The organism is Flagellimonas pelagia (assembly GCF_003584135.1).
GTDB lineage: Bacteria > Bacteroidota > Bacteroidia > Flavobacteriales > Flavobacteriaceae > Flagellimonas > Flagellimonas pelagia.
Window position 1 is genome coordinate 42,172 of sequence record NZ_QXFI01000012.1, and the last position, 22,353, is coordinate 64,524.

General features: G+C 44.7%; 19 protein-coding genes. 10 read left to right on the forward strand and 9 right to left on the reverse strand.

The window, feature by feature from the left end:
* Positions 1-33: 33 nt before the first annotated feature.
* Entirely contained in the window at positions 34-3,540 is a 3,507-nt protein-coding gene (locus tag D2V05_RS04275; RefSeq protein WP_119646298.1) for an efflux RND transporter permease subunit, read from the forward strand.
* A 77-nt stretch (positions 3,541-3,617) separates the two neighbouring features.
* Here the strand turns inward: D2V05_RS04275 and D2V05_RS04280 are convergent, their stop codons facing one another.
* Positions 3,618-3,965, reverse strand: a complete 348-nt coding sequence (locus D2V05_RS04280) for a toxin-antitoxin system YwqK family antitoxin (protein ID WP_119646299.1) — start codon at positions 3,963-3,965, stop codon at positions 3,618-3,620.
* Positions 3,966-4,343: 378 nt separating this feature from the next.
* Between D2V05_RS04280 and aspS the strand changes: the two genes are divergently transcribed.
* The 4 genes from aspS to D2V05_RS04300 all read left to right on the forward strand — a co-directional run bounded on the left by aspS (position 4,344) and on the right by D2V05_RS04300 (position 8,472).
* Complete coding sequence (gene aspS / locus D2V05_RS04285) at positions 4,344-6,098, forward strand: aspartate--tRNA ligase (protein WP_119646300.1); 1,755 nt, start codon at positions 4,344-4,346, stop codon at positions 6,096-6,098.
* Positions 6,099-6,144: 46 nt separating this feature from the next.
* Positions 6,145-7,935 (forward strand): chloride channel protein, encoded by a 1,791-nt coding sequence (locus D2V05_RS04290; protein ID WP_119646301.1) that lies wholly within the window; start codon positions 6,145-6,147, stop codon positions 7,933-7,935.
* A complete protein-coding gene (locus D2V05_RS04295) occupies positions 7,932-8,195 on the forward strand; it encodes a hypothetical protein (protein ID WP_119638993.1) in 264 nt (87 codons plus the stop codon). Before D2V05_RS04290 ends, D2V05_RS04295 begins: the two co-directional genes overlap by 4 nt.
* An 82-nt stretch (positions 8,196-8,277) precedes the next feature.
* Complete coding sequence (locus tag D2V05_RS04300) at positions 8,278-8,472, forward strand: cold-shock protein (RefSeq protein ID WP_119646302.1); 195 nt, start codon at positions 8,278-8,280, stop codon at positions 8,470-8,472.
* Between the two features lie 53 nt (positions 8,473-8,525).
* Here D2V05_RS04300 and D2V05_RS04305 read toward each other — a convergent pair whose 3' ends face one another.
* On the reverse strand, positions 8,526-8,975 hold the full coding sequence (locus D2V05_RS04305) for a nucleoside deaminase (protein WP_119646326.1): 450 nt from the start codon (positions 8,973-8,975) through the stop codon (positions 8,526-8,528).
* 83 nt (positions 8,976-9,058) lie between these two features.
* On the opposite strand from D2V05_RS04305, the gene dxs reads away from it, so the two are divergent.
* Together dxs and D2V05_RS04315 are read left to right on the forward strand one after the other, a co-directional pair.
* The gene (gene dxs, locus D2V05_RS04310; protein ID WP_119646327.1) at positions 9,059-10,825 is read left to right on the forward strand and encodes a 1-deoxy-D-xylulose-5-phosphate synthase; all 1,767 of its coding nucleotides are present in this window, start codon (positions 9,059-9,061) and stop codon (positions 10,823-10,825) included.
* A 4-nt stretch (positions 10,826-10,829) separates the two neighbouring features.
* On the forward strand, positions 10,830-11,888 hold the full coding sequence (locus D2V05_RS04315) for a DUF3078 domain-containing protein (RefSeq protein WP_119646303.1): 1,059 nt from the start codon (positions 10,830-10,832) through the stop codon (positions 11,886-11,888).
* Here D2V05_RS04315 and dgt read toward each other — a convergent pair.
* The gene (dgt, locus tag D2V05_RS04320; protein WP_119646304.1) at positions 11,885-13,243 is read right to left on the reverse strand and encodes a dGTP triphosphohydrolase; all 1,359 of its coding nucleotides are present in this window, start codon (positions 13,241-13,243) and stop codon (positions 11,885-11,887) included. The two genes, D2V05_RS04315 and dgt, sit on opposite strands and share 4 nt — an antisense overlap.
* A 148-nt stretch (positions 13,244-13,391) precedes the next feature.
* Here dgt and D2V05_RS04325 point away from each other — a divergent pair, with 148 nt between their 5' ends.
* From D2V05_RS04325 to D2V05_RS04335, 3 genes are read left to right on the forward strand one after another with little or no spacing between them, the layout of a single operon-like run.
* Positions 13,392-15,665: an inorganic phosphate transporter gene (locus D2V05_RS04325; protein ID WP_119646305.1), complete on the forward strand. Its 2,274-nt coding sequence runs from the start codon at positions 13,392-13,394 to the stop codon at positions 15,663-15,665.
* Between the two features lie 31 nt (positions 15,666-15,696).
* Positions 15,697-16,416 (forward strand): DUF6503 family protein, encoded by a 720-nt coding sequence (locus tag D2V05_RS04330; RefSeq protein WP_119646306.1) that lies wholly within the window; start codon positions 15,697-15,699, stop codon positions 16,414-16,416.
* The gene (locus tag D2V05_RS04335) at positions 16,413-17,522 is read left to right on the forward strand and encodes a glycoside hydrolase family 130 protein (protein ID WP_119646307.1); all 1,110 of its coding nucleotides are present in this window, start codon (positions 16,413-16,415) and stop codon (positions 17,520-17,522) included. Before D2V05_RS04330 ends, D2V05_RS04335 begins: the two co-directional genes overlap by 4 nt.
* Before the next feature lie 3 nt (positions 17,523-17,525).
* Here the strand turns inward: D2V05_RS04335 and nadD are convergent, their stop codons facing one another.
* From nadD to D2V05_RS04365, 6 genes are all read right to left on the reverse strand, one after another.
* The gene (gene nadD, locus D2V05_RS04340) at positions 17,526-18,110 is read right to left on the reverse strand and encodes a nicotinate (nicotinamide) nucleotide adenylyltransferase (RefSeq protein WP_119646308.1); all 585 of its coding nucleotides are present in this window, start codon (positions 18,108-18,110) and stop codon (positions 17,526-17,528) included.
* 3 nt (positions 18,111-18,113) lie between these two features.
* On the reverse strand, positions 18,114-18,713 hold the full coding sequence (gene gmk, locus D2V05_RS04345; protein WP_119646309.1) for a guanylate kinase: 600 nt from the start codon (positions 18,711-18,713) through the stop codon (positions 18,114-18,116).
* On the reverse strand, positions 18,710-19,567 hold the full coding sequence (locus tag D2V05_RS04350) for a YicC/YloC family endoribonuclease (protein ID WP_119646310.1): 858 nt from the start codon (positions 19,565-19,567) through the stop codon (positions 18,710-18,712). Before D2V05_RS04350 ends, gmk begins: the two co-directional genes overlap by 4 nt.
* Before the next feature lie 83 nt (positions 19,568-19,650).
* Entirely contained in the window at positions 19,651-20,376 is a 726-nt protein-coding gene (locus D2V05_RS04355) for a 3-keto-disaccharide hydrolase (protein WP_417935669.1), read from the reverse strand.
* 31 nt (positions 20,377-20,407) lie between these two features.
* Complete coding sequence (locus D2V05_RS04360) at positions 20,408-21,148, reverse strand: 3-keto-disaccharide hydrolase (RefSeq protein ID WP_119646312.1); 741 nt, start codon at positions 21,146-21,148, stop codon at positions 20,408-20,410.
* On the reverse strand, positions 21,145-22,197 hold the full coding sequence (locus D2V05_RS04365) for a sugar phosphate isomerase/epimerase family protein (RefSeq protein ID WP_119646313.1): 1,053 nt from the start codon (positions 22,195-22,197) through the stop codon (positions 21,145-21,147). Before D2V05_RS04365 ends, D2V05_RS04360 begins: the two co-directional genes overlap by 4 nt.
* Positions 22,198-22,353: the final 156 nt, after the last annotated feature.

The following is a 22,353-nucleotide window of genomic DNA, read 5'->3' on the forward strand; positions in this document are numbered from 1 at the left end:
GTCTATCAACCATAGACCAAAGACTTAAAAAATATGAGCAAACAAAAAAAGCAAGTAGATAAGGAGTTTGGTTTGTCCTCTTGGGCCATCGATAACCAAACCACCATGTATGTATTGATCGTGGTGATCCTTATCCTTGGCGCCATGGCATATTTCAGCATGCCCAGGGAAAGCTTCCCGGAAGTCAAGGAAACCAAAATATACATCAGCTCCATATATCCTGGAAACACCGCCGAGGATATTGAAAAACTGATCACGGACCCGTTGGAGGATGAACTCAAAACCGTGAGCAATGTGGTGGAGATTACCTCTACCTCACAGGAAGACTATTCCATGATCATTGTAGAGTTTGATGAGAACATTTCGGTGGAAGGGGCCCTTCAAAAAGTGAAGGACGAAGTGGATTCCAAAACCGCGGGTGAAGACTGGCCTACTTTTAACGATGCGAAAGTAGAACCCAATGTTTTCGACCTGAGCCTATCCGAAGAGATGCCCATCCTGAACATCAATATTTCTGGGGACTATCCCGTGGACAAACTCAAAGAATATGGGGAATATCTGGAAGATGAGATCGAAGGATTACAGGAAATCAAACAGGTGGATATTCGGGGCGCCCAGGAAAAAGAAGTGGAAGTGGCCGTGGACATCTATAAAATGATGGCCGCCAAGGTCAGCTTCAACGATGTGATCGGTTCCATCAGCAATGAAAACATGACCATGTCCGCCGGTAACCTTATCGCCAGTGGCCAACGGAGAACCATCAGGATCGTAGGTGAGATCGACAAACCCAAAGATCTGGAAAATTTTGTGGTGAAGTCCGAAAATGGAAATCCCATCTACCTGAAGGATATTGCAAAAGTGACCTTCAAGGAAGAGGACAAGACCACATATGCCAGGGAATTTGGTGAACCTGTGGTAATGCTAGACGTAAAGAAACGTTCCGGGAAGAACATGGTCGCCGCTGTGGAACAGATCAAAGTTATCGTGGATGATGCCATAAAGAACGTGTTCCCACAAGACTTGAAAATTACTATTGCCAATGACCAATCTACCAAAACCATTGGCCAAGTAGATGATTTGGTGAACAACATCATCTTCGGTATCATCTTGGTGGTCGGAGTATTGATGTTCTTTTTAGGGTTCAAGAACGCCTTGTTTGTAGGGTTTGCAATCCCGATGTCCATGTTCATGTCGCTGATGATCCTGAACGCAATGGGTTACACCATGAACACCATGATCTTATTCGGTTTGATCATGGGGTTGGGAATGTTGGTGGACAACGGTATTGTGGTTGTTGAGAACGTGTACCGTTTGATGGATGAGGAAGGCATGTCCCGAATAGAGGCCGCCAAAAAAGGTATCGGTGAAATCGCGTTCCCGATTATCATTTCCACGTTGACCACCGTAGCCGCTTTCGTGCCACTAGGTCTTTGGCCTGGTATCATGGGGCAGTTTATGATGTATTTCCCGATAACCCTGTCCGTAGTATTGGGATCGTCCCTCTTCGTGGCCATCTTCTTCAACTCGGTATTGGTGTCAAGATACATGACCACCGAGGACAAGGAAATGCCTTTAAAGCAGATTATCCGCATTACATCCATCGTTGCCGTAATTGGATTGTTGATCATTTTCTTTGGAGGAAGTTACCGTGGTTTAGGAACGGTAATGGTGGTAACCGCCATCATGTTGTGGGTATATCGCTTCTTCTTGAGAGGATGGGCCAATGGATTCCAGAAAAACATCCTCCCCAAGTGGGAAAACCTATACGAAAGAACCTTGCGCTTCGCCTTGGCGGGTAAAAGACCTATTTTAATAGCGATCACCACTTTGGTTTTGCTTTTAATCTCTTTCGTTGGTTTTGGTATTTCCGTGGGAAGCCAAAGGACCAAAGTGGAGTTCTTCCCTGATAACAAGCCTAACCAGATAATCGTGTATATCGAATATCCGGAAGGAACCGATATTGAGAAGACCAATGCAATTACCAAAGACATTGAGAATAAAGTGTATGGCATCATCAATTCGGATGCCTACATGCACGGGGATTATAACTTTATGACCGAAAGTGCGGTTTCGCAGGTGGGTGAAGGTGCCGGAAACCCACAGACTGATGGGGGTTCTTCCGCCGAGATGCCCCACCGTGGAAAAATAACAGCTACCATGCGGGAGTTCAAATATCGTGAGGGTGCCGACAGTAACGAGTTGCTCAGAAAAGTACAGGAAGCCTTGAAAGATGTTTACCCAGGGGTGGCCATTTCTGTGGAAAAAGATGCGGTGGGTCCCCCAGTAGGTTATCCCATCAACATTGAGTTGGAAGGTGATGACTATACGGAGTTGATCAATACCGCTGAAGAAATGCGGAACTTTATCAATACCAAAAACATACCTGGTATTGATGAGTTGAAAATTGATGTGAACAAATCCAAGCCTTCCATGTTGGTGGCCGTGGACCGTAAAAAAGCTGGGGAACTAGGTGTCGCCACTGGTCAGGTAGGCCAGCAATTGCGAAGTTCCATCTTTGGATCCAAGGCGGGTATTTATAAGGAAAATGGAGAGGATTATGATATCTATGTCCGTTTTAACGAGAAAGACCGCTATAACACCAGTGCCCTGTTCAATCAAAGGATCACGTTTAGGGACCCTTCATCCGGACAGATCAAGGAAGTTCCTGTTTCCGCCGTGACCAAGCAGGTGAACAGTACCGGGTTCAACGCCATCAAACACCGTGATGTGCGCAGGGTGGTGACCGTGTATTCCGCTTTGGCCCCAGGTTTTACTGATGCTGCTGCCGTTGTTGGCAAAATTCAAGAAGAAATGAACGATTTTGAAAACCTCCCTTCGGGTATCAAAATCGACTATACCGGACAAATTGAAGAACAAAAAGACCAATTTCAGTTTTTGATGGGAGCCTTCTTTACCGGTTTGGGCTTGATCTTCTTTATTTTGATCTTCCAGTTCAACTCGGTGTCCAAGCCAGGCATCATCATGCTTGCCATTTTCTTGAGCTTGATAGGGGTATTTGGCGGATTGGTGGCCACGGGAAGCGCCTTTGTGATCATGATGACCATGATGGGGATCATTTCCCTTGCGGGTATCGTGGTGAACAACGGGGTGGTACTGTTGGATTATACCCAACTGTTAATCGATAGGAGAAAAGACAAACTCGATATGGACGAGGACGAACTGTTGGAGATGGAAGATTTCACAGAAATCGTGGTAAGAGGTGGTAAGGCCAGGTTGCGACCTGTACTGTTGACGGCCATCACCACCATTTTGGGATTGATTCCGTTGGCCACCGGGTTCAACATCAACTTCTTCACCTTGATGAGTGACTTTGACCCGAACATCTATTTTGGTGGGGACAACGTAATATTCTGGGGACCCTTGGCATGGACCGTGATCTACGGATTGTTCGTGGCTACGTTCTTGACCTTGGTAGTGGTGCCCATACTATTCAGTTTGGTGTACAAGCTTAAGATCAGGATCAGAAAAAGAAAATTAGCAAGGGAAGAGCGCAAAGCAGTGAATACAGCAACTGCCTAAAACCTTCCAAAAGGTACCCAACAAAAAAAGCCCCGACCTAATAGGTCGGGGCTTTTTCTTAAACACTGATTTAATTACTAGTTGACCGAGACAACTTCGCCTTGGCTCCAGTTTTTAACGTTTGCAATTCGGTTGTCGGTAAAATCCACTTCCTTCAATACATCATTTTCCCAGAAGAACCATTTTCCGGTTTTCTTACCATTCATGTATTGACCTGTAGCTATCTTTTTTCCTTCATTATTGAACATCACCCAATCCCCATGTAGCTTTCCGTTCAACAAAAAGCCAGTTTGGGCGATTTCTCCATTATCGTGAAAATAAGTAGCCTTTACCATTTTACCATCTTTTTCAAAAGTAGGTTTGATATCTTGTGCAGATATACCTACCGTAAACATCACCGCCAAAAGAAATACTGCTTTTTTCATCACGTTATTGGGATTTTAAATGGTTAATACTATTAGACAACGTAACAAATATACATATATTTTACGTTAAATAAATATTTAGGTAACTTTTAATTTACATTGAATTAACATTAAAAATTTAAGTAATTGATTAATAGATATTTATAACATTAAGCATACTAGGGCAATTCTCCTTTTATCGATAATTTTGACACATATTCCAGTCAAAAAGAACTTCAATGTAAATTTATTGTTAATTCTAAGTTATGTAAATAATCCTTGTATGGGACGTTAAAAAATCAATCCGTCAGAAATATTTTTCCCGATAACGAGAAAAAAAGGTTTACTAGCAATAAATAATGCTATTCCTATTAAATTTGCCCTCTCATTACAAACATCATGTACAGAAGCAATACGTGTGGTGCTTTAAGGGCATCTGATATCGGTTCCGAGGTTATTTTAAGTGGATGGGTACACAAGGTCAGGGATAAAGGCTTTGTGGTGTGGGTAGATCTTCGTGATCGTTACGGCATAACCCAATTGGTTTTGGATGAGGACCGCACCGCGTTGGAGCTTTTGGAAAAGGCCCGTGAGCTGGGTCGTGAAACCGTTATTCAGGCCAAAGGCCAAGTGATAGAAAGGGCATCCAAAAACCCAAATATCCCTACAGGAGACATTGAGGTGTTGGTAAGTGAACTCACTATTCTCAATAAATCCCTTTTACCTCCTTTCACCATTGAGGATGAAACGGATGGCGGAGAGGATATCCGAATGAAATACCGCTATCTGGACATCCGAAGAAACCCCGTAAAAAACAACCTCATCTTCAGGCACAAGATGAGTATGGAGGTTAGAAAATATCTCTCCGACCAGGGCTTTGTGGATGTAGAAACCCCCTATTTAATCAAATCGACCCCCGAAGGCGCAAGGGACTTTTTGGTACCCAGCCGTATGAACGAGGGACAATTTTATGCCCTGCCCCAATCCCCCCAAACCTTTAAACAGTTGTTGATGGTGGGCGGAATGGACAAGTATTTCCAGATCGTGAAATGTTTTAGGGACGAGGATCTCCGTGCAGACAGGCAACCTGAGTTCACCCAGATAGATTGTGAAATGGCCTTTGTGGAGCAAGAGGACATCCTGAACACTTTTGAAGGATTGACCAAACATTTGTTGAAGGAAATCAAAGGTGTCGAAATCGACAAATTCCCTAGAATGACCTTTGACGATGCCATGAGACTTTATGGTAACGATAAACCCGATATCCGTTTCGGAATGGTATTCGGCGAACTGAATGCCGTGGCTCAACACAAGGATTTTGGAGTTTTCAATTCGGCCGAGTTGGTAGTAGGTATTGCCGTGCCAGGCGCAGCGTCCTATACCAGAAAGGAAATTGATGCCCTGATCGATTGGGTAAAACGTCCACAAGTTGGCGCCAAGGGCATGGTTTATGTAAAATGCAATGAGGACGGCACCTATAAATCATCCGTGGACAAATTCTACGATGAACAGGATTTGGCCAAATGGGCAGAAGTGACCGGGGCCAAACCTGGAGACCTTATTTGTGTGCTGTCCGGTGATGCCAATCCCACCCGCGCACAATTAAGTGCCTTGAGAATGGAACTGGCCAACCGAATGGGTCTGCGAAAACCTGACGAATTTGCCCCACTTTGGGTAATCGATTTTCCGTTGTTGGAACTGGATGAGGAGACGGGCACCTACCATGCCATGCACCACCCCTTTACATCGCCAAAACCCGGTCAGTTGGAATTGTTGGAAACCAACCCCGGTGCGGTAAAGGCCAATGCCTATGATTTGGTGCTGAATGGAAATGAAATAGGCGGTGGTTCCATCAGGATCCACGACAAGGAGACACAGGCGACCATGTTCAAACATTTGGGCTTTACCCCGGAAGAGGCCAAGGCACAGTTTGGATTTTTGATGGATGCCTTTCAATACGGAGCACCTCCCCATGGAGGTATCGCTTTTGGACTCGACCGATTGGTGGCTATTTTAGGCGGACAGGAAACCATCCGTGATTTTATCGCCTTCCCTAAAAACAATAGCGGAAGGGATGTAATGATCGATGCGCCTGCCCATATCGATCAAGAACAACTGGATGAATTGCACTTGAAATTGACACATACCTCATAAACTTCAAATCCCGATTGTTATCGGGATTTTTTTGACCTTTGGATCAATGGGACATAAAAAATCTTGGTTGACAAAATTTTTGGTTTGGCGGGCCAAACACATCTCTCATAGGCAATTTGTGGCCATCTTGAGCATTCTTGTGGGCTTCACTTCTGGAATGGGGGCCGTTATCCTAAAAAACCTGACGCATTTCTTCCAACATCTTATGGAAGGTAGATTGGTACAGGAATACCATCATGCCTTTTATTTTGTTTTCCCTATCATAGGCTTGACCCTGGTGTATCTCGTCATCAAATACGTCATCAGGAATAAGGTAAGCCACGGCATCCCTTCCACTTTATATGCCATTTCCAAAAGAAAGGGTATTATGGCCAGATATCAAATGTTCGGCTCGATCCTCACCGCTCCCATCACGGTTGGTTTTGGAGGTTCTGTGGGACTTGAAGGACCAACGGTGGCCACAGGTGCTGCCATCAGTTCCAACATTGCCCGCGCCTTGCACTTGAACCACGCTACACGGATCCTGTTGATCAGCTGCGCCTCTGCCGGTGCATTGTCCTCCATTTTCAAGGCACCCATTGCTGCCATCGTATTTGCCATCGAGGTTTTCAGTTTGGACTTGACCCTTGCATCACTTCTGCCTTTATTGCTGGCCTCCATATCGGCTATTATCACCTCCTATTTCTTTTTTGGGGATGATGCCTTGTTGCCCTTTAAGATCGTGGATGGTTTTACTATTGCAGATGTACCCTTTTATATGGTATTGGGGCTGTTCGGAGGTATCACTTCCATTTACTTTACCGAGGTGTATACACGGATACAAAACTTTTTTGACAAACTTGGCTCTCCCATTCAAAAATTGATGTTAGGTGGTGTGGTCATCGGGATATTGGTTTTTTTGGTCCCTCCCTTGTACGGTGAAGGTTTCGATACGATGAACAACTTGGTACAGGGAAACACGGATGCCGTTCTTGAGAACAACTTCCTCAATCTTGACCTGAACAACGGCTGGGTGGTCATTTTACTTTTGGCCGGGCTTGTGGCCTTTAAGATTGTGGCCAGTGCCCTCACCTTTGGTGCCGGGGGTGTTGGCGGTATTTTTGCCCCTACCCTTTTTATGGGAAGCCTTATGGGCAATTGTGTAGCCAAGTTCATCAACCATTTGGGCATTTTCAAAAATATGGTCTCGGAAAGTAATTTTACATTGGTAGGCATGACAGGTCTTATGGCCGGTGTTTTGCATGCCCCACTAACGGCCATCTTCCTTATTGCCGAGGTAACCGGAGGATATGAGCTCTTCATTCCATTGATGGTCACTGCCGCCATTTCATACGCACTGGCCCGCTATGTACACCCGCACTCCGTGTATGCCATGGAATTGGCGCGTAAAGGCGAACTCATCACCCACAATAAAGACCATGCGGTACTGATGTTCATGGAAATGGACAAGGTGATAGAAAAGAATTTTTTGCCCGTGTATCCCAAAATGAATCTGGGTGACATCGTCCACAAGGTGGTCACCCAATCCACACGAAATATTTTTCCAGTGGTCCATGAAAAAAAAGGCACTTTGCTGGGTATCATCCTGATGGATGACATCAGACCCATCATGTTCGACCAGACCATGTACGATAAAGTGTTGGCCACCGATGTGATGCAGACACCACCGAGCATCATCGATCTGGATGCGGATAAAATGGCCGATGTGATGAAGAAATTTCAGGACAGTGGTGCATGGAACCTACCCGTGGTGAAGGATGGAAAATACGAAGGGTTTATTTCCAAATCAAAATTGCTCACAGCCTACCGCAGGGAACTCATCAACTATACGCAATGAAAATCATCTTCAGATATATTGTTCTACTCTTGGTCATAGCGGCATTGACCAGCATCATCTATGGCTTGAATATTGAAGAGAAAGACCCCGTAACGGCCCAAAAATTTATCGGTGGGGGCACTGCGGGCTTATTTTTGGTGGCCATGCCCCTTTTTTTATTTACGGAAAGTAGGGGCAAAAACATGAAAGATTACATGCTCACCAATGAAAATATTAAGAAAATGCAAAATAATGAACGCAAAAACACTGATACTCAATAATTTTCAAAAGATTTAATCTTCAATTCATCCAACGGGCCATAAAAAATCCTACATTCGTACTTTAACATTTTATTTTTTTTTAATGACTGGTACAGTAAAATTTTTCAATGACTCCAAAGGTTATGGTTTCATTACCAACGACGAAACAGGAAAAGACATTTTCGTTCATGTTACGGCATTGAACGGAGTGGAACTGAACGAAGGTGACAAAGTAGAATACACAGAAGAAGACGGAAGAAAAGGTGTGGTTGCTTCCAAAGTGAAGGTAATCGGATAACAATATTTTATTTTGATTTGTTTTAGGACCCTGGCGCTGCCAGGGTTTTTTGTTTAATTGAGGTTCCTTCTCTGGATAAAGAACCTTTTTAACAATTCGGACGCCTCATTTTCCAATATTCCGCTGACCACTTCGGTCTTGGGATGCAGATGTCCCCCCACAACATTAAAACCACGCTCCAGATCGGCAGCCCCATATACCACTTTCGAAATTTGGCTCCAGTACAGGGCACCCGCGCACATCTGGCAGGGCTCTAAGGTAACATAGAGGGTACAGCCATGAAGATATTTTCCTCCCAAAAAATTGGATGCTGCCGTAATGGCCTGCATTTCGGCATGGGCCGTAACATCCTTTAATCGCTCCGTAAGGTTGTGTGCCCTTCCAATGATCCTATTGTTCACTACCACCACGGCACCCACAGGAACCTCGCCATTTTCGAATGCGATTTCGGCCTCTTGCAAGGCTTTTTTCATGAAATAGGTGTCATCGAACGGATTTTCCACGATAATTTTCAAAATTTTGAAGACATGGCTAAGCTACGCATAAAAAAATTTTGGAGAGAATCGGTACTTTTGTTTTTTGTCCATTGGAAACATTGCTATCACATATCAATTCCCCCGCCGACCTCAAAAAATTAACCTTGGATGAGCTGCCCCGACTTGCCCAGGAACTTCGGGAATTTATCATCGACATAGTTTCCACAAAAGAAGGTCATCTAGGGGCCAGTTTAGGAGTTGTGGAATTGACCATTGCCCTGCACTATGTGTTCGACACCCCGAACGATAAACTCATCTGGGATGTGGGCCATCAGGCTTACGGGCATAAGATCTTGACGGGCAGAAAGGAAATATTCGACACCAATCGACAGTTAGGGGGCATCAGCGGTTTTCCGAAACGCAGCGAAAGTGTTTATGATGATTTTGGAACAGGACACAGCTCAACCGCCATATCCGCTATTTTGGGTATGGCAATGGCTTCTAAATTGAAAGGTGATACCGACAGGCAACATGTGGCTGTGGTCGGCGATGCCTCCATTGCCAGCGGCATGGCCTTTGAAGGATTGAACCATTTGGGGGTCACCAATGTGAATGCCCTCATCATTTTGAACGATAATGCCATCGGCATCGACCCTAGTGTCGGGGCACTGAAGAAATACCTCACCAATGTAAAAGCTGGGACCGCCAAGGACGAGAACATCTTCGAATGCCTCAACCTCAACTACTCAGGACCCATGGAGGGGCATGACGTAAAAACGCTTGTTGGTGAACTTGAACGGTTAAAAAAAGTATCAGGCCCCAAATTGTTGCATATTATCACCACCAAGGGCAAAGGCCTCAAAAAAGCAGAGGAGGACCAAGTGGTATACCATGCTCCGGGAAAATTTGACAAACGTACCGGGGAACGGATAAAAAAATCCAACGGTGCAGAACCTCCCAAATACCAAGATGTTTTCGGCCATACCTTGGTAGAACTGGCGGAGAAGAACAACAAGATTGTGGGCATCACCCCAGCCATGCCAACAGGAAGTTCGTTAAAATTCATGATGGATAAAATGCCGGATAGGGCGTTCGACGTTGGCATAGCCGAACAACATGCCGTTACCTTGGCTGCAGGGATGGCGACCCAAGGATTGATTCCTTTTTGTAACATTTATTCCACTTTTTTGCAACGGGCCTATGATCAGGTCATCCATGATGTCGCACTTCAAAAACTCCCTGTGATCTTTTGTTTGGACCGTGCCGGACTGGTAGGCCAGGATGGCCCCACGCATCACGGTGTCTTTGATATCGCATACCTAAGATGCATTCCCAATATGGTGGTCTTTGCCCCCATGAATGAAATGGAACTGAGAAATATCATGTACACCGCCCAGTTAGGACTTGATGGCCCCATTGCCATCCGCTATCCAAGGGGTCGTGGGGTAAACCTTGATTGGCGAAATAAGTTCGAAAGGATTGAAATCGGAACCGCCAGATGTTTAAAAGAAGGTTCCAAGTTAGCCATCCTTTCCATTGGCCATTTGGGAAATGAAGTGGAAGATTTAATCGGTGCTTTGGACAAGCCTGAAGAAGTGGGCCATTTTGATATGAGGTTCGTAAAACCATTGGACAAAAGCACACTACGTACTATTTTTGAAAAACATGAGCAGATAATCACCTTGGAAGATGGATGTAAAATGGGAGGATTTGGATCTGCGGTACTTGAATTTGCAAATGAAGAAGGGTTTTCCAAACCTGTTAAAATTTTTGGTGTTCCCGATCGGTTTGTTGAACATGGAACAATCCCCGAGACCCAAAAACTGGCTGGTATGGATTTTGATGCCCTGTTTTCTTACATACAATCAACCCCCTAGACCAATGCGGATAACTTGTTTTCTGATTCTCTTCCTTACCGTTTCCTTTTCTGCAAGTGCACAAATAACCCGACTGAAAGTATTTGAACCGGACAGTGTAAATGCCGGTTTCAAGATTGTTCGCATCAAGGATGTAAAATTGAAATACCTGCCCAGGAGTGCCAAACTCACGGATCCGAGGGCCGTTCTGAACCGGGTAAAACCGCTACGCAAATGGTACAAGCGTTTTGAACCCACTTCTTTTTGGAAAAAAGTCAACCAGTTTGGCCTCAACATCAACGAGGTTTCCTTTGTAAACTGGAATGCGGGGGGTGATAATTCGGTTTCCGCCTTGGCAAGTTTCAACTTCGCCCGTAACTATAAGTTCCGATATCTCAACTGGAACAACGAAGCGCAGCTGCGATATGGGCTCAATGCCCAAGAAGGGAGAAAACTCAGAAAAACGGACGACCAGATCAGGCTTTCTTCCACCATCAGTTTTAGGAAAGACACCATCACCAGTTGGTACTATTCCGTAAAGGCCAATTTCAACACCCAGTTTTCCAACGGTTTCAAATATCCAGATCGGGACAATCCCATCTCACGGTTCATGTCTCCGGGGTATCTCTATATAGGTATGGGTACTTCGTACATCCCTGCAAACGACAAGTTCAACCTTTACATTTCACCAGCCACCATGAAATCTACCTTTGTTATGGATGAAGCACTGTCCAATCAAGGTGCCTTTGGTGTGGACAAAGGGGAAAATGTGTTTTTGGAACTCGGTTTTCTCATCACGAACACCTGGGAGAAGGAGGTGATGAAAAATGTGTTGATGAACCATCGGATAAACCTATATACGGATTACGTGCGAAGTTTCGGGAACATCGACGTGGATTGGGAGGTGAACTTTAACCTAAAGGTCAATGACCACATCAATGCCAGTATTGGGACCCATCTCATTTTTGACAATGACATCAAGTTTGATGAAGTGGTTGATGATGAGGGCAATGTAATAGACCCCGGCATCTCCAGAATCCAGTTCAAACAATTATTGGGACTCGGAATTATTTACAATTTTTAGACCTTTCTTCCAGTAAGTTTATCATGGATGTGCACTGCGGCACTGTCCGAAAGACTGCCCACAAAACAACTGGTGTCCAACAGGATTTTATAAATCGATGTTTCGGTATCCCGATAGATTTCCGGCAGGCTTTTGATCAGCAATTTGTCATAATTGGTTGCATGTCCTTGTTTGGCATTGATGAGCGCCGAAGTATACATTTCCAATAAGTCGGAGATGATCCTGTACCCCGCCAGTTCCTTATCTACCACTTCGCTTGATTGATAGATTTTGTCCACGCTCAACTTAATGATATCCTCAACCTGGGCCTGGTATTTTCCTTTGTCCAACAAAGCGGCATCAAACTCCCCTTGCATGATCTTGTCCTCGTTTTGCACAAACACATCGACCGCATCCTGGATCAATGTATTGATGGCCAAAGCCCTTAGGTAACTCAATCGATCACTGGAATTGGTCATGGCATTGTACTTTTTGGTGTTGATGTTCGCCTTCACCAAATTGATCAGATATTCCAAGGCATACTCTTCGGGAACCAAACCTAAATTGATGCCATCCTCAAAGTCGATAATGGTATAGCAGATGTCATCCGCAGCTTCCACCAAATACGTCAACGGATGTCTGAAGAACCCTGTTCCAGGATTGTACGGATTGGAAAGTAACCCTATCTCATTGGCTACTTCCATGAAAAAATCCTTTTCGGATTGGAAATACCCGAACTTCTTATCGGCAATATGTTTAGACGGTTTTTTGGGCAACGAAGCTTTCGGATATTTCATGAACGCTCCCAAAGTGGCATAACTCAACCTGAGACCGCCCGGAACACCACCCCTAGATTCCGTCAACAACTTAAAACCATTGGCATTGCCTTCAAAATCGATAAGGTCTTGGTATTCTTCCACTGATAGGACCTCCCTGTATTTTGCTCCTGCTCCATGCTTGAAAAAATTTCCGATCGCTTTTTCCCCACTATGTCCAAAGGGGGGATTGCCAATATCATGTGCCAGGGCCGCAGCGGCCACAATGGCCCCGAAATCATTGAAATGGTACCCGTGCACTTCAGACAACGAAGGATATTTGGTCAATATTTCTTGTCCGGCAATCCTACCCAAGCTTCGGCCAACCACGGAAACCTCCAAACTATGGGTGAGGCGTGTGTGCACAAAATCTTTATTGGACCCAACGCTTATGGGCATGGGGATTACCTGCGTCTTGTCTTGCAGGCTGCGAAATGCGGACGAGAAAATGACACGATCATAGTCCACTTCAAAGCCCAAACGGGTCTCGTTCTGTTCTTTTCGCAATCGTTTTGCAGTATCTCCGTGGCGTTTTAAAGAAAGTAACCGTTCCCAGTTCATGGTGTAATCATTTGTGGCGAAGATATATTAAAAGAAGAACCTATGCTTTCCGCATGGAAAATATTGATATTTTTAAAGGAGTATTTGGTAACATTTTGTTAACCTGATTGCGGATTTATAGTGGCATTTTTGTCATATTTCTGAAAGAATGGGGGAGAATATCTACATTTTCATGGTTGTTGCTCTTGGAGTTTTGGCAATAACCGATTTGGTGGTCGGTGTTAGCAATGATGCCGTTAACTTCTTAAACTCAGCTATTGGCTCCAAGGCATTGTCCTTTAAGACCATCATGATAGTTGCCAGTATTGGGATTGCCTTTGGTGCCGTTTCATCCAGTGGGATGATGGAAGTGGCAAGAAAAGGGATTTTTAACCCAGGTGAGTTCGTTTTTGAAGAGATCATGTTCATATTCATGGCGGTCATGATCACCGATATCCTGCTTTTGGACTTTTTCAACACCTTGGGAATGCCAACCTCCACGACCGTTTCCATCGTATTTGAGTTATTGGGTGCTTCGGTTGCCATTTCACTTTTCAAGATTGCCAAGACTGAAGGAGGTTTCGCCGACTTGGCCACTTATATCAATACCGACAAGGCTGCCGAAATCATCTTTGGCATACTGCTCTCAGTGTTCATCGCATTCACGGTCGGAGCCTTGGTGCAGTTCGTTTCCAGGGTGTGGATCTCTTTTGATTTTAAATCGAAAACAAAATGGATCGAGTCCATTTTTGGTGGTTTGGCCATTACGGCCATCGTATATTTCATCTTGGTGAAAGGATTGAAGAGTGCTGCGCTGTTTAATGGTGTCATCTCCGATTTTGTGGCGACCCAGCCGGAACTTTTTCTGTTGGGCAATTTTGCTTTTTGGACCGTGAGTTCGTACCTATTGGCCACAATGGGGAAAGTGAACATATACAAAATGGTCATTGGTTTCGGGACCTTTGCATTGGCCATGGCCTTTGCCGGGAATGACCTGGTCAACTTCATCGGGGTACCGATTGCAGCATTGCAGTCTTATCAGGATTGGCAGGTATCCGGTATCCCGCCTGCTGATTTCAATATGGGTGGTCTTTCCGCCGCGGTACGAACCCCTACGCTTTTGTTATTGCTGTCCGGGGCCGTGATGATTCTCACGCTCTGGTTTTCATCCAAGGCCAAAGGTGTGGTCAAAACCAGTGTGGATCTTGCAAGACAGGACGAAGGAGATGAGCGTTTCCAGCCCAATTACCTATCCCGTCAAATTGTAAAGTTAAGTATTGCCGCGTTTGAAACCCTTTCAAAAATTATTCCACCGGCATTACAGAGTAGGATAGACAAACAATTTGTGATTCCCTATACCTATGTACCAAAAAGCAAGGTACAGGACATGCCCGCATTTGACTTGGTGCGTGCTTCGGTAAACCTGATGGTGGCCAGTATCCTTATTTCGCTTGCCACATCCATGAAATTGCCTTTGTCCACCACGTATGTGACCTTTATGGTGGCCATGGGAACTTCTTTGGCGGATAGGGCTTGGGGAGCTGAAAGTGCCGTTTACAGGGTCGCTGGGGTATTGAACGTTATCGGTGGTTGGTTCTTTACAGCGCTTAGTGCCTTTATTGCCTCTGCCATAATAGCCTATATCTTGTTCATGGGTAAATTTATAGCACTTGCGTTGATGCTTGTGGCCGCAGCGGCCATTTTGCTCCGCAATTATATGTCGCACAACAAAAAATCGAAAGAAATAAAGGCCGAGGACAGTTTGCGTCGTGCGGAGAGCAGTTCCATACAAGGTGTGATCGAGGAGAGTGCAGCCAATATTGCCAACGTGGTAAAGAGAAGCAACAGAATCTATTCCAATTCCATAAATGGTCTTGCCAAACAAGATTTGGATTCCTTGAAAAGAAACAAAAAACAGGGCAACAAACTATCCGAGGAGATTGACGATTTAAGGAACCATACGTTCTACTTCATCAAGAATTTGGATGAAGCCCATGTTGGGGCCAGTAATTTTTATCTCAATGCCATGGGCCATTTGAATGATATGTCCCAATCATTGGAATATATTGGGAAAGTGAGCTTTAATCACGTGAACAACAATCATAAAAAGCTCAAGTACAACCAAATCAAGGAACTTAAGGAAATCGACCAAAAACTTGAGGAAGTCTTTAACAAGACCCAAAAAGCGTTCGAGGAGCGATCTTTCCAACAAATTGGGGCCATCTTGAATACCAAACAGGAGCTTTACGATATGGTTTCCCAAAAAATCGATCGTCAGGTTTCCAGGACAAGGACCGAGGAATCCAGCCCCAAGAACACTACCCTTTATTTCTCTATTTTAATGGAGAGCAAAGACTTGATCACGGCCATGATGGACCTTTTGGAACTGTATTATGCCGAGCATGACAGCACCATTACCCCAGCCAAGATCGAAAACAAATAAAGTGTTATCTTTCCTATCACATTAGTTTGATATGAAAAGATTTTTTCTCGCTTCCCTTGTTGTGGCCGTCGCTTCGGTCCATGGGGTCAAGGCACAGCTTACAGCCCGTCAGGTATTGGATAACGCCATATCGTTCCACGATCCCCACGGCAATTGGGCAGGTCTAAATACTTCATTCGAGGTGGTAATGACCACTCCGGAAAAACCAAAACGCACCAGTACCATTTCCGTGGATTTTCCCCATAATGTATTCATCTTGGATGTAGAACAAGGGGATGATACCTATACCTATAAAATAAAGGATGGTTCCTGTGAGATCAGCCTGAACGGTAGCGATGAAATCTCCGAGGAGGATGCCAAGAAATTTCGATTGGACTGTAATCGTGGCACTTTTATGAAAGATTACTACACTTACCTTTACGGGCTTCCCATGAAATTGAAAGACCCCGGCACCCATCTAGATCCCAAGGTTCAGAAAAAGACCTTTAAAGGCAAGGAATATTTGGTGTTGAACGTCACATATGATGCGGAAGTAGGCAGTGATGAATGGTATTTCTATTTTGATCCGAATACCTTTGCCATGGAAGTTTACCAGTTTTACCATGACGAAAGCAAAAATGATGGGGAATATATCCTGCTCCAAGGTATTGAAGAAATCAACGGTATAAAAATGCCGAAGACCAGAGCGTGGTACGTCAACAAGGACAATACGTATTTGGGTACCGATACCCTTGAAAAAATTTCCAAATGAAAATAAAATTCCCGTTACTGTTTTCTTTTTGCTTGGTATCATCGGCCCTTTTGGCCCAGACCAAGGAAAAAAGTTGGATGTTGGGTCCATTTGTGCGTCCCACGAATGCGCAACCTGTACTCCAGAAAGACGAAGCCTCTGTCTTTACTGATCCCATTACCCATACTGTTGCGCACTGGGAATCCATGGCTACATTTAACCCGGCTGCCATTGTCAAAGATGATTCCATTATGGTATTATACCGAGCAGAGGAAAAATTGGGCGAAAAGGAAATTGGCGGTCACCGATCTCGCATCGGTATGGCTACTTCCATTGATGGATCCCATTTTTCCAAAAGACCAAGTCCGGTGTATTATCCCAATGAGGATGGCCAAAAACACAATGAATGGCCCGGGGGCACGGAAGATCCGCGGATCGTTCAAACGGAAGATGGCCTTTACGTGTTGACCTATACCCAATGGAACCGTGAGGTCCCCAAATTAGCGGTCGCTACTTCCAAAGACCTTATCCACTGGGAAAAGCATGGCCCAGTATTTAAAAACCATAGGAATGGCCTGTATTTGGATCGAGAGACCAAGTCCGGGGCGATCGTCACCGAGCTTAAAAACGGAAAGTTGGTCGCTGCCAAGATTCATGGCAAGTATTGGATGTATTATGGCGTGCCCCATATTTGGCTGGCCAGCTCGACTGATCTTATCAATTGGGAACCCTTGGAAACCCATGAGGACAAACTTGCCCCTGTTTTAAGCCCTAGGCCCGGCTATTTTGATTCGTGGTTGGTGGAAGCGGGCCCACCTCCAATTATTACAGAAAAAGGCATTGTGGTGCTGTATAATGCAGGAAACTCCCAAAACGTTGGGGTGAAAGATTTGGGCAATCGGGTCTACACTGGAGGACAGGCACTTTTTGATGCCAACGAACCTTGGAAGATGCTCGATCGCACGGATGAACCCTTCATCAAACCTGAACTTCCTTTTGAAAAATCTGGCCAATATGTAGATGGCACTACTTTTTTGGAGGGATTGGTGTTCTATAAAGGAACTTGGTTCCTGTATTATGGTACTGCGGACAGTATGGTAGGGGTGGTTTCGGCAAAGATGGAATAATTCCTATCGATAAAAATTCATCTCGTCCATATATTTCCAAACAGCATAGGGAAGTAATGGACGGATATTTTTACCCTGATAGTGTGCCTTTCGGATAAAAGTGGAGGAAATTTCCATGATGGGGGCATCTACTTTGATAATCTTGGGATGGTCCGTAAACTGATGTTCCACTTCACTATGGGAAACCCTTGGGTACACATAAATGTGGTGAAGTTCCAAAATGGCCTCGTAATTTTTCCATTTATGGAAACTCTTCAGGTTGTCCTCGCCCATGATCAACGAAAAATGATGGTCTTTCCCATATTTTTCCTCCAGATGCACCAAGGTATCCACGGTATAATTAGGCTGGGGAAGATCGAACTCAATGGTACTCGGTTTTAATTTGGGATAGTCCTGTACTGCTTCGTATACCATTTGATACCTGTGATGGTCATCCAGAAGCGATTGCTTGGTCTTAAAAGGACTTTGTGGGGTGATGACGAACCAAACCTCATCCAGATCGGAAAACTCCACCATATGGTTCGCTATGACCAAGTGACCGATGTGTATAGGGTTGAAAGTTCCGAAAAAGAGCCCTACCTTTTTCATGTATTACTCGTCTTTTGAATCCGGTATCTTGGTCCCGACATATTCGGCGACCAATCGGTGTGCCTCGTTCAAAGCCACATCCAAATCATAATTTTTGATGATCTTATCAAACTGCGGTGCCGTGGCAAGTTCTACGGAAGCCTTGGCAATCCTCATATTGATTTTATCGTCGCTTTCGGTGCTGCGTTTCTTCAATCTGATCTTCAGCTCGTCCACACTGGGTGGTTTTACAAAAACGGCCAAGGTCTTATCCGGGAATTTTTTCTTGATCCGAAGACCGCCCACCACATCAATATCAAAGATCACATTTTTCCCTTCGGCCCAAAGGCGTTCCACCTCACTCTTCAACGTGCCATAAAAATTATCGCGATACACTTCTTCCCACTCCAAAAAATCCTCGTTCTTGATATGTCGCTTAAACTCGGAAACCGACATAAAGTAGTAATTGACCCCGTGCTTTTCCTTGCCCCTTCGAGGCCTTGAAGTCGCGGATACGGAAAAGGCCAAATTGAGTTCGGGTTGTTTCAACAAGTGCTGAACGATAGTGGTCTTTCCACTTCCGGACGGGGCCGAAAATATGATGAGTTTTCCTCCTTCCGTCATAACACATTGAGCATTTGTTCCTTGATCTTTTCCAATTCGTCCTTCATTTGCACCACCAATTGTTGCATGGGGGCATAATTGGCCTTAGAACCAATGGTATTGATCTCCCTTCCCATTTCCTGTGCAATGAATCCCAATTTTTTTCCATTGGAATCGTTGGATTTTAAGGTAGTCTCAAAATAATTCAGGTGATTGGCCAAACGCACCTTTTCTTCCGTAATGTCGTATTTTTCCAGATAATAGATCAACTCTTGTTCAAAACGGTTGTCGTCCAATTCAATTTGAAGGTCGGCCACCGCACGTTCCAAGCGTTCCCGCACGGTTCCCAATCGTTCAGGGTCCATGGCGTTTACCTTTTCCAACAAATTGTTCAAGGTTGCTATCCTATCCACAAAATCCTGTTCCAGCACCTTTCCCTCTTCGTTCCTGAAATTCACTATCTCGGAAAGGGCTTCTTTCATGGCCTTTATGATCGATTCATATTCGGCTTCATTGATGTCGTCTTTGTCCGTTTTTAGGGTGTCGGGCATACGAAGGGCCAACTCCAATAGTTTGATATCGTCACCTTTGGCAATTTTTCCCAATTGCTCCATGTATTTTTTGACTACTCCTTGGTTGACTTCGGCCGTGGTCTCTTCCCCTGTAATTTCCACATAAAGCCCAAAATCCACCTTCCCCCGTATCAAAGCGTCGGCAATCATCTTGCGCAGTTCCAACTCCTTTTCCCTATAGGATTGTGGAATTCGAGCATTGATGTCCAAACTTTTACTGTTGAGCGATTTAAGCTCAATGGTTATTTTTTTGGAAGGAAGCTGTACTACGTGCTTCCCAAAGCCTGTCATGGATTGAATCATATAGTAGAATAAATTTCGCCAAAGGTAACCAAAATTGCTTTTGGCCCTTTGGCGATGCTTAATTGGTGGGAACGGTCACCGAACTATTTCAGTTCCCTTACCCAGATATTTCTATAGCTTACCCGGCTATTATCACCATGATCCTGGAGCTTTAACGGTCCTTTTCCATGTACAGGGTTCTTTGGCCAGCCTACATAAGGTGTGGTCCCCTTGATTTCTACATTATCCTGGATCAGCACGCCGTTCTGAATCAACGTAATGGTTCCTGATTTCACTTTTTGGCCTTTCTCGAACACGGGTGCATGGTAAATGACATCGTAGGTGTTCCATTCCCCGGTTGGGACAGATGCCATGGCCAAAGGTACATGCTGTTTGTAAATGGAACCTACTTGACCATTCACATAGGTGTCGTTATTGTTGTTGTCCAACACCTGTATCTCATACATTCCTGAAAGAAATACACCACTATTGGCCCTGTGTTGGCCATCTCCATTCACCTCTGCTGGGGATTTCCATTCAATATGAAGTTGCATACTACCAAAATTCTGTTTGGTCTGTATGTCTCCTGTTCTATTGTTCACGGTCATGCTACCATCCTTGTTCAAGGTCCATTTAGCTGCCGTGCTATCCTTTGTACTTATCCAATTGTCAAGATTTGAACCATCAAAAAGGACAATGGCATCGCTGGGTGCAGCTCCATTTGTACCTGGAACCACCTTTGGTGGAACAGGTTCATAAAATTCTGTTTCCTCTGGTGTTGTTGGCTCCACTTCTTGTGCCGACATGTATAGACCCATGGACATACCCATGGCCAAAAGGGTAAATTTTAATTTTGTCATCTTAAAGCTCTTTTATCTTAATATCCCTGAACGATACCATATTACCATGGTCTTGAAGACCTATCTTACCTGTTTTAAAAGCTCCGAAAGCTTCCCAGTCGGCAAACTTGGAGTTGGCCACCAATTGGTCCCAACCCTCACCCTCTACAGGGAATTCAACAATTTTGGTTCCATTGAGTTTTACATAACCTTCATTGGTTTTATGGTTGACCATGATTTCCACGGCATTCCATTCCCCAGCAGGTTTAACCACCTTTTCCGAAGGCGATACCATATCGTATAACGACCCGGCCAAACGATCGGTACCGTTCTTGGCATCAGGGTGTCTTTCATCGTCCAAAACCTGTACCTCTGGCCCTGTTAAATAGGGCTCCCCATACTTTTCATCCTCTACAACGCCCCAAAAGATGCCACTGTTTCCACCTTCGGCAATCTTCCATTCCAAGGTCAATACAAAATCGGTGAACTCCTTATCGGTCACCAGATTGTAATTTGCCCCCTCAGGTCTGGACTCAGGCGGGTAGAGTACCATGGCTCCATCCTCAATTTTCCATGGCTCGGTAACGGCGCCATCATTGTAAAAATGCCAACCATCAAAAGACGATCCGTCAAAAAGTACTGTCCACTCAGGTGTCTCTACCACCTCTGCCACTTCTTCCTCGGTAGCTTCGGTATTCTCTTTTGGCTTTTCCTTGCATGCAAAGGTCAGGGCCATTACGGCCAATAAAATTGGTTTTTTCATAATCCTAGAATTCGTTTTAGTTGATTTTTATCTATTTCTGCTCCAGCAAAATCATCAAAGGTCTTGGTAGTGGCCTCGATGATATGGTCCTGTATAAATTTGGCCCCTTCTCGGGCTCCTTGTTCCGGGCTCTTGATGCAGCATTCCCATTCCATTACGGCCCACACATCGCATCCGTATTGGGTAAGTTTGGAAAAAATGGTCTTGAAATCAATCTGACCATCTCCCAGGGAACGATACCTTCCGGCCCTATCTCCCCAATCATTGTAGCCTCCAAAAGCCCCTTTCTTACCTGTTGGGTTAAACTCGGAGTCCTTCACGTGGAATGCCTTGATGAACTCGTGGTAAAAGTCGATGTATTCGATATAATCCAATTGCTGCAATACAAAATGACTTGGATCATAAAGGATGTTTACCCGCTTGTGGTTGCCCGTTGCAGCCAAAAAGCGTTCAAAGGTGTCCCCATCATGCAAGTCTTCCCCTGGGTGGATCTCGTAACAGACATCCACGCCTTCTTTGTCAAAATGGTTCAGGATGGGCATCCACCTGTTTGCGAGTTCCTCAAACCCCATTTCTACCAGTCCGGGCGGGCGTTGCGGCCATGGGTGTGCGGTGTGCCAAAGCAATGCCCCAGAAAACGTGGCATGGGCATTGAGCCCCAATCTTCTACTGGCAGTGGCTGCCTTTTTTACCGTTTCAATGGCCCATTGGGTACGTTCCTTAGGTTTGCCCTTAAGGGCATCGGGCGCAAAATTGTCGAACATGATATCGTAGGCCGGGTGTACCGCTACCAGTTGTCCTTGCAAGTGGGTGGAAAGCTCTGTGATCTCCAATCCATAGGAATTGATCTTTCCCTTAAGTTCATCGCAATAATCCTGACTTTCGGCAGCTTTGTCCAAATCGATGAGAAACGATTCCCATGTCGGGATCTGTATACCCTTGTACCCTAAGCTGGAGGCCCATTTGCAAAGTCCGTCCAAAGAATTGAACGGCGGTTGGCTGTCTACAAATTGAGCTAAAAAAACAGCCGGTCCTTTGATTGTCTTCATTGAAATTGATTTTTAGGAATTTTTAAATCCTGATTTATTTGGGATTTATCTTCTATATTTAAGAAAAAAACTATGCTAATTTTACGTCTCATGTAGTAAGACATAAATATAGGGATTCATTAACAATTAAAACAGCATATCGTTTTTTTAAATACT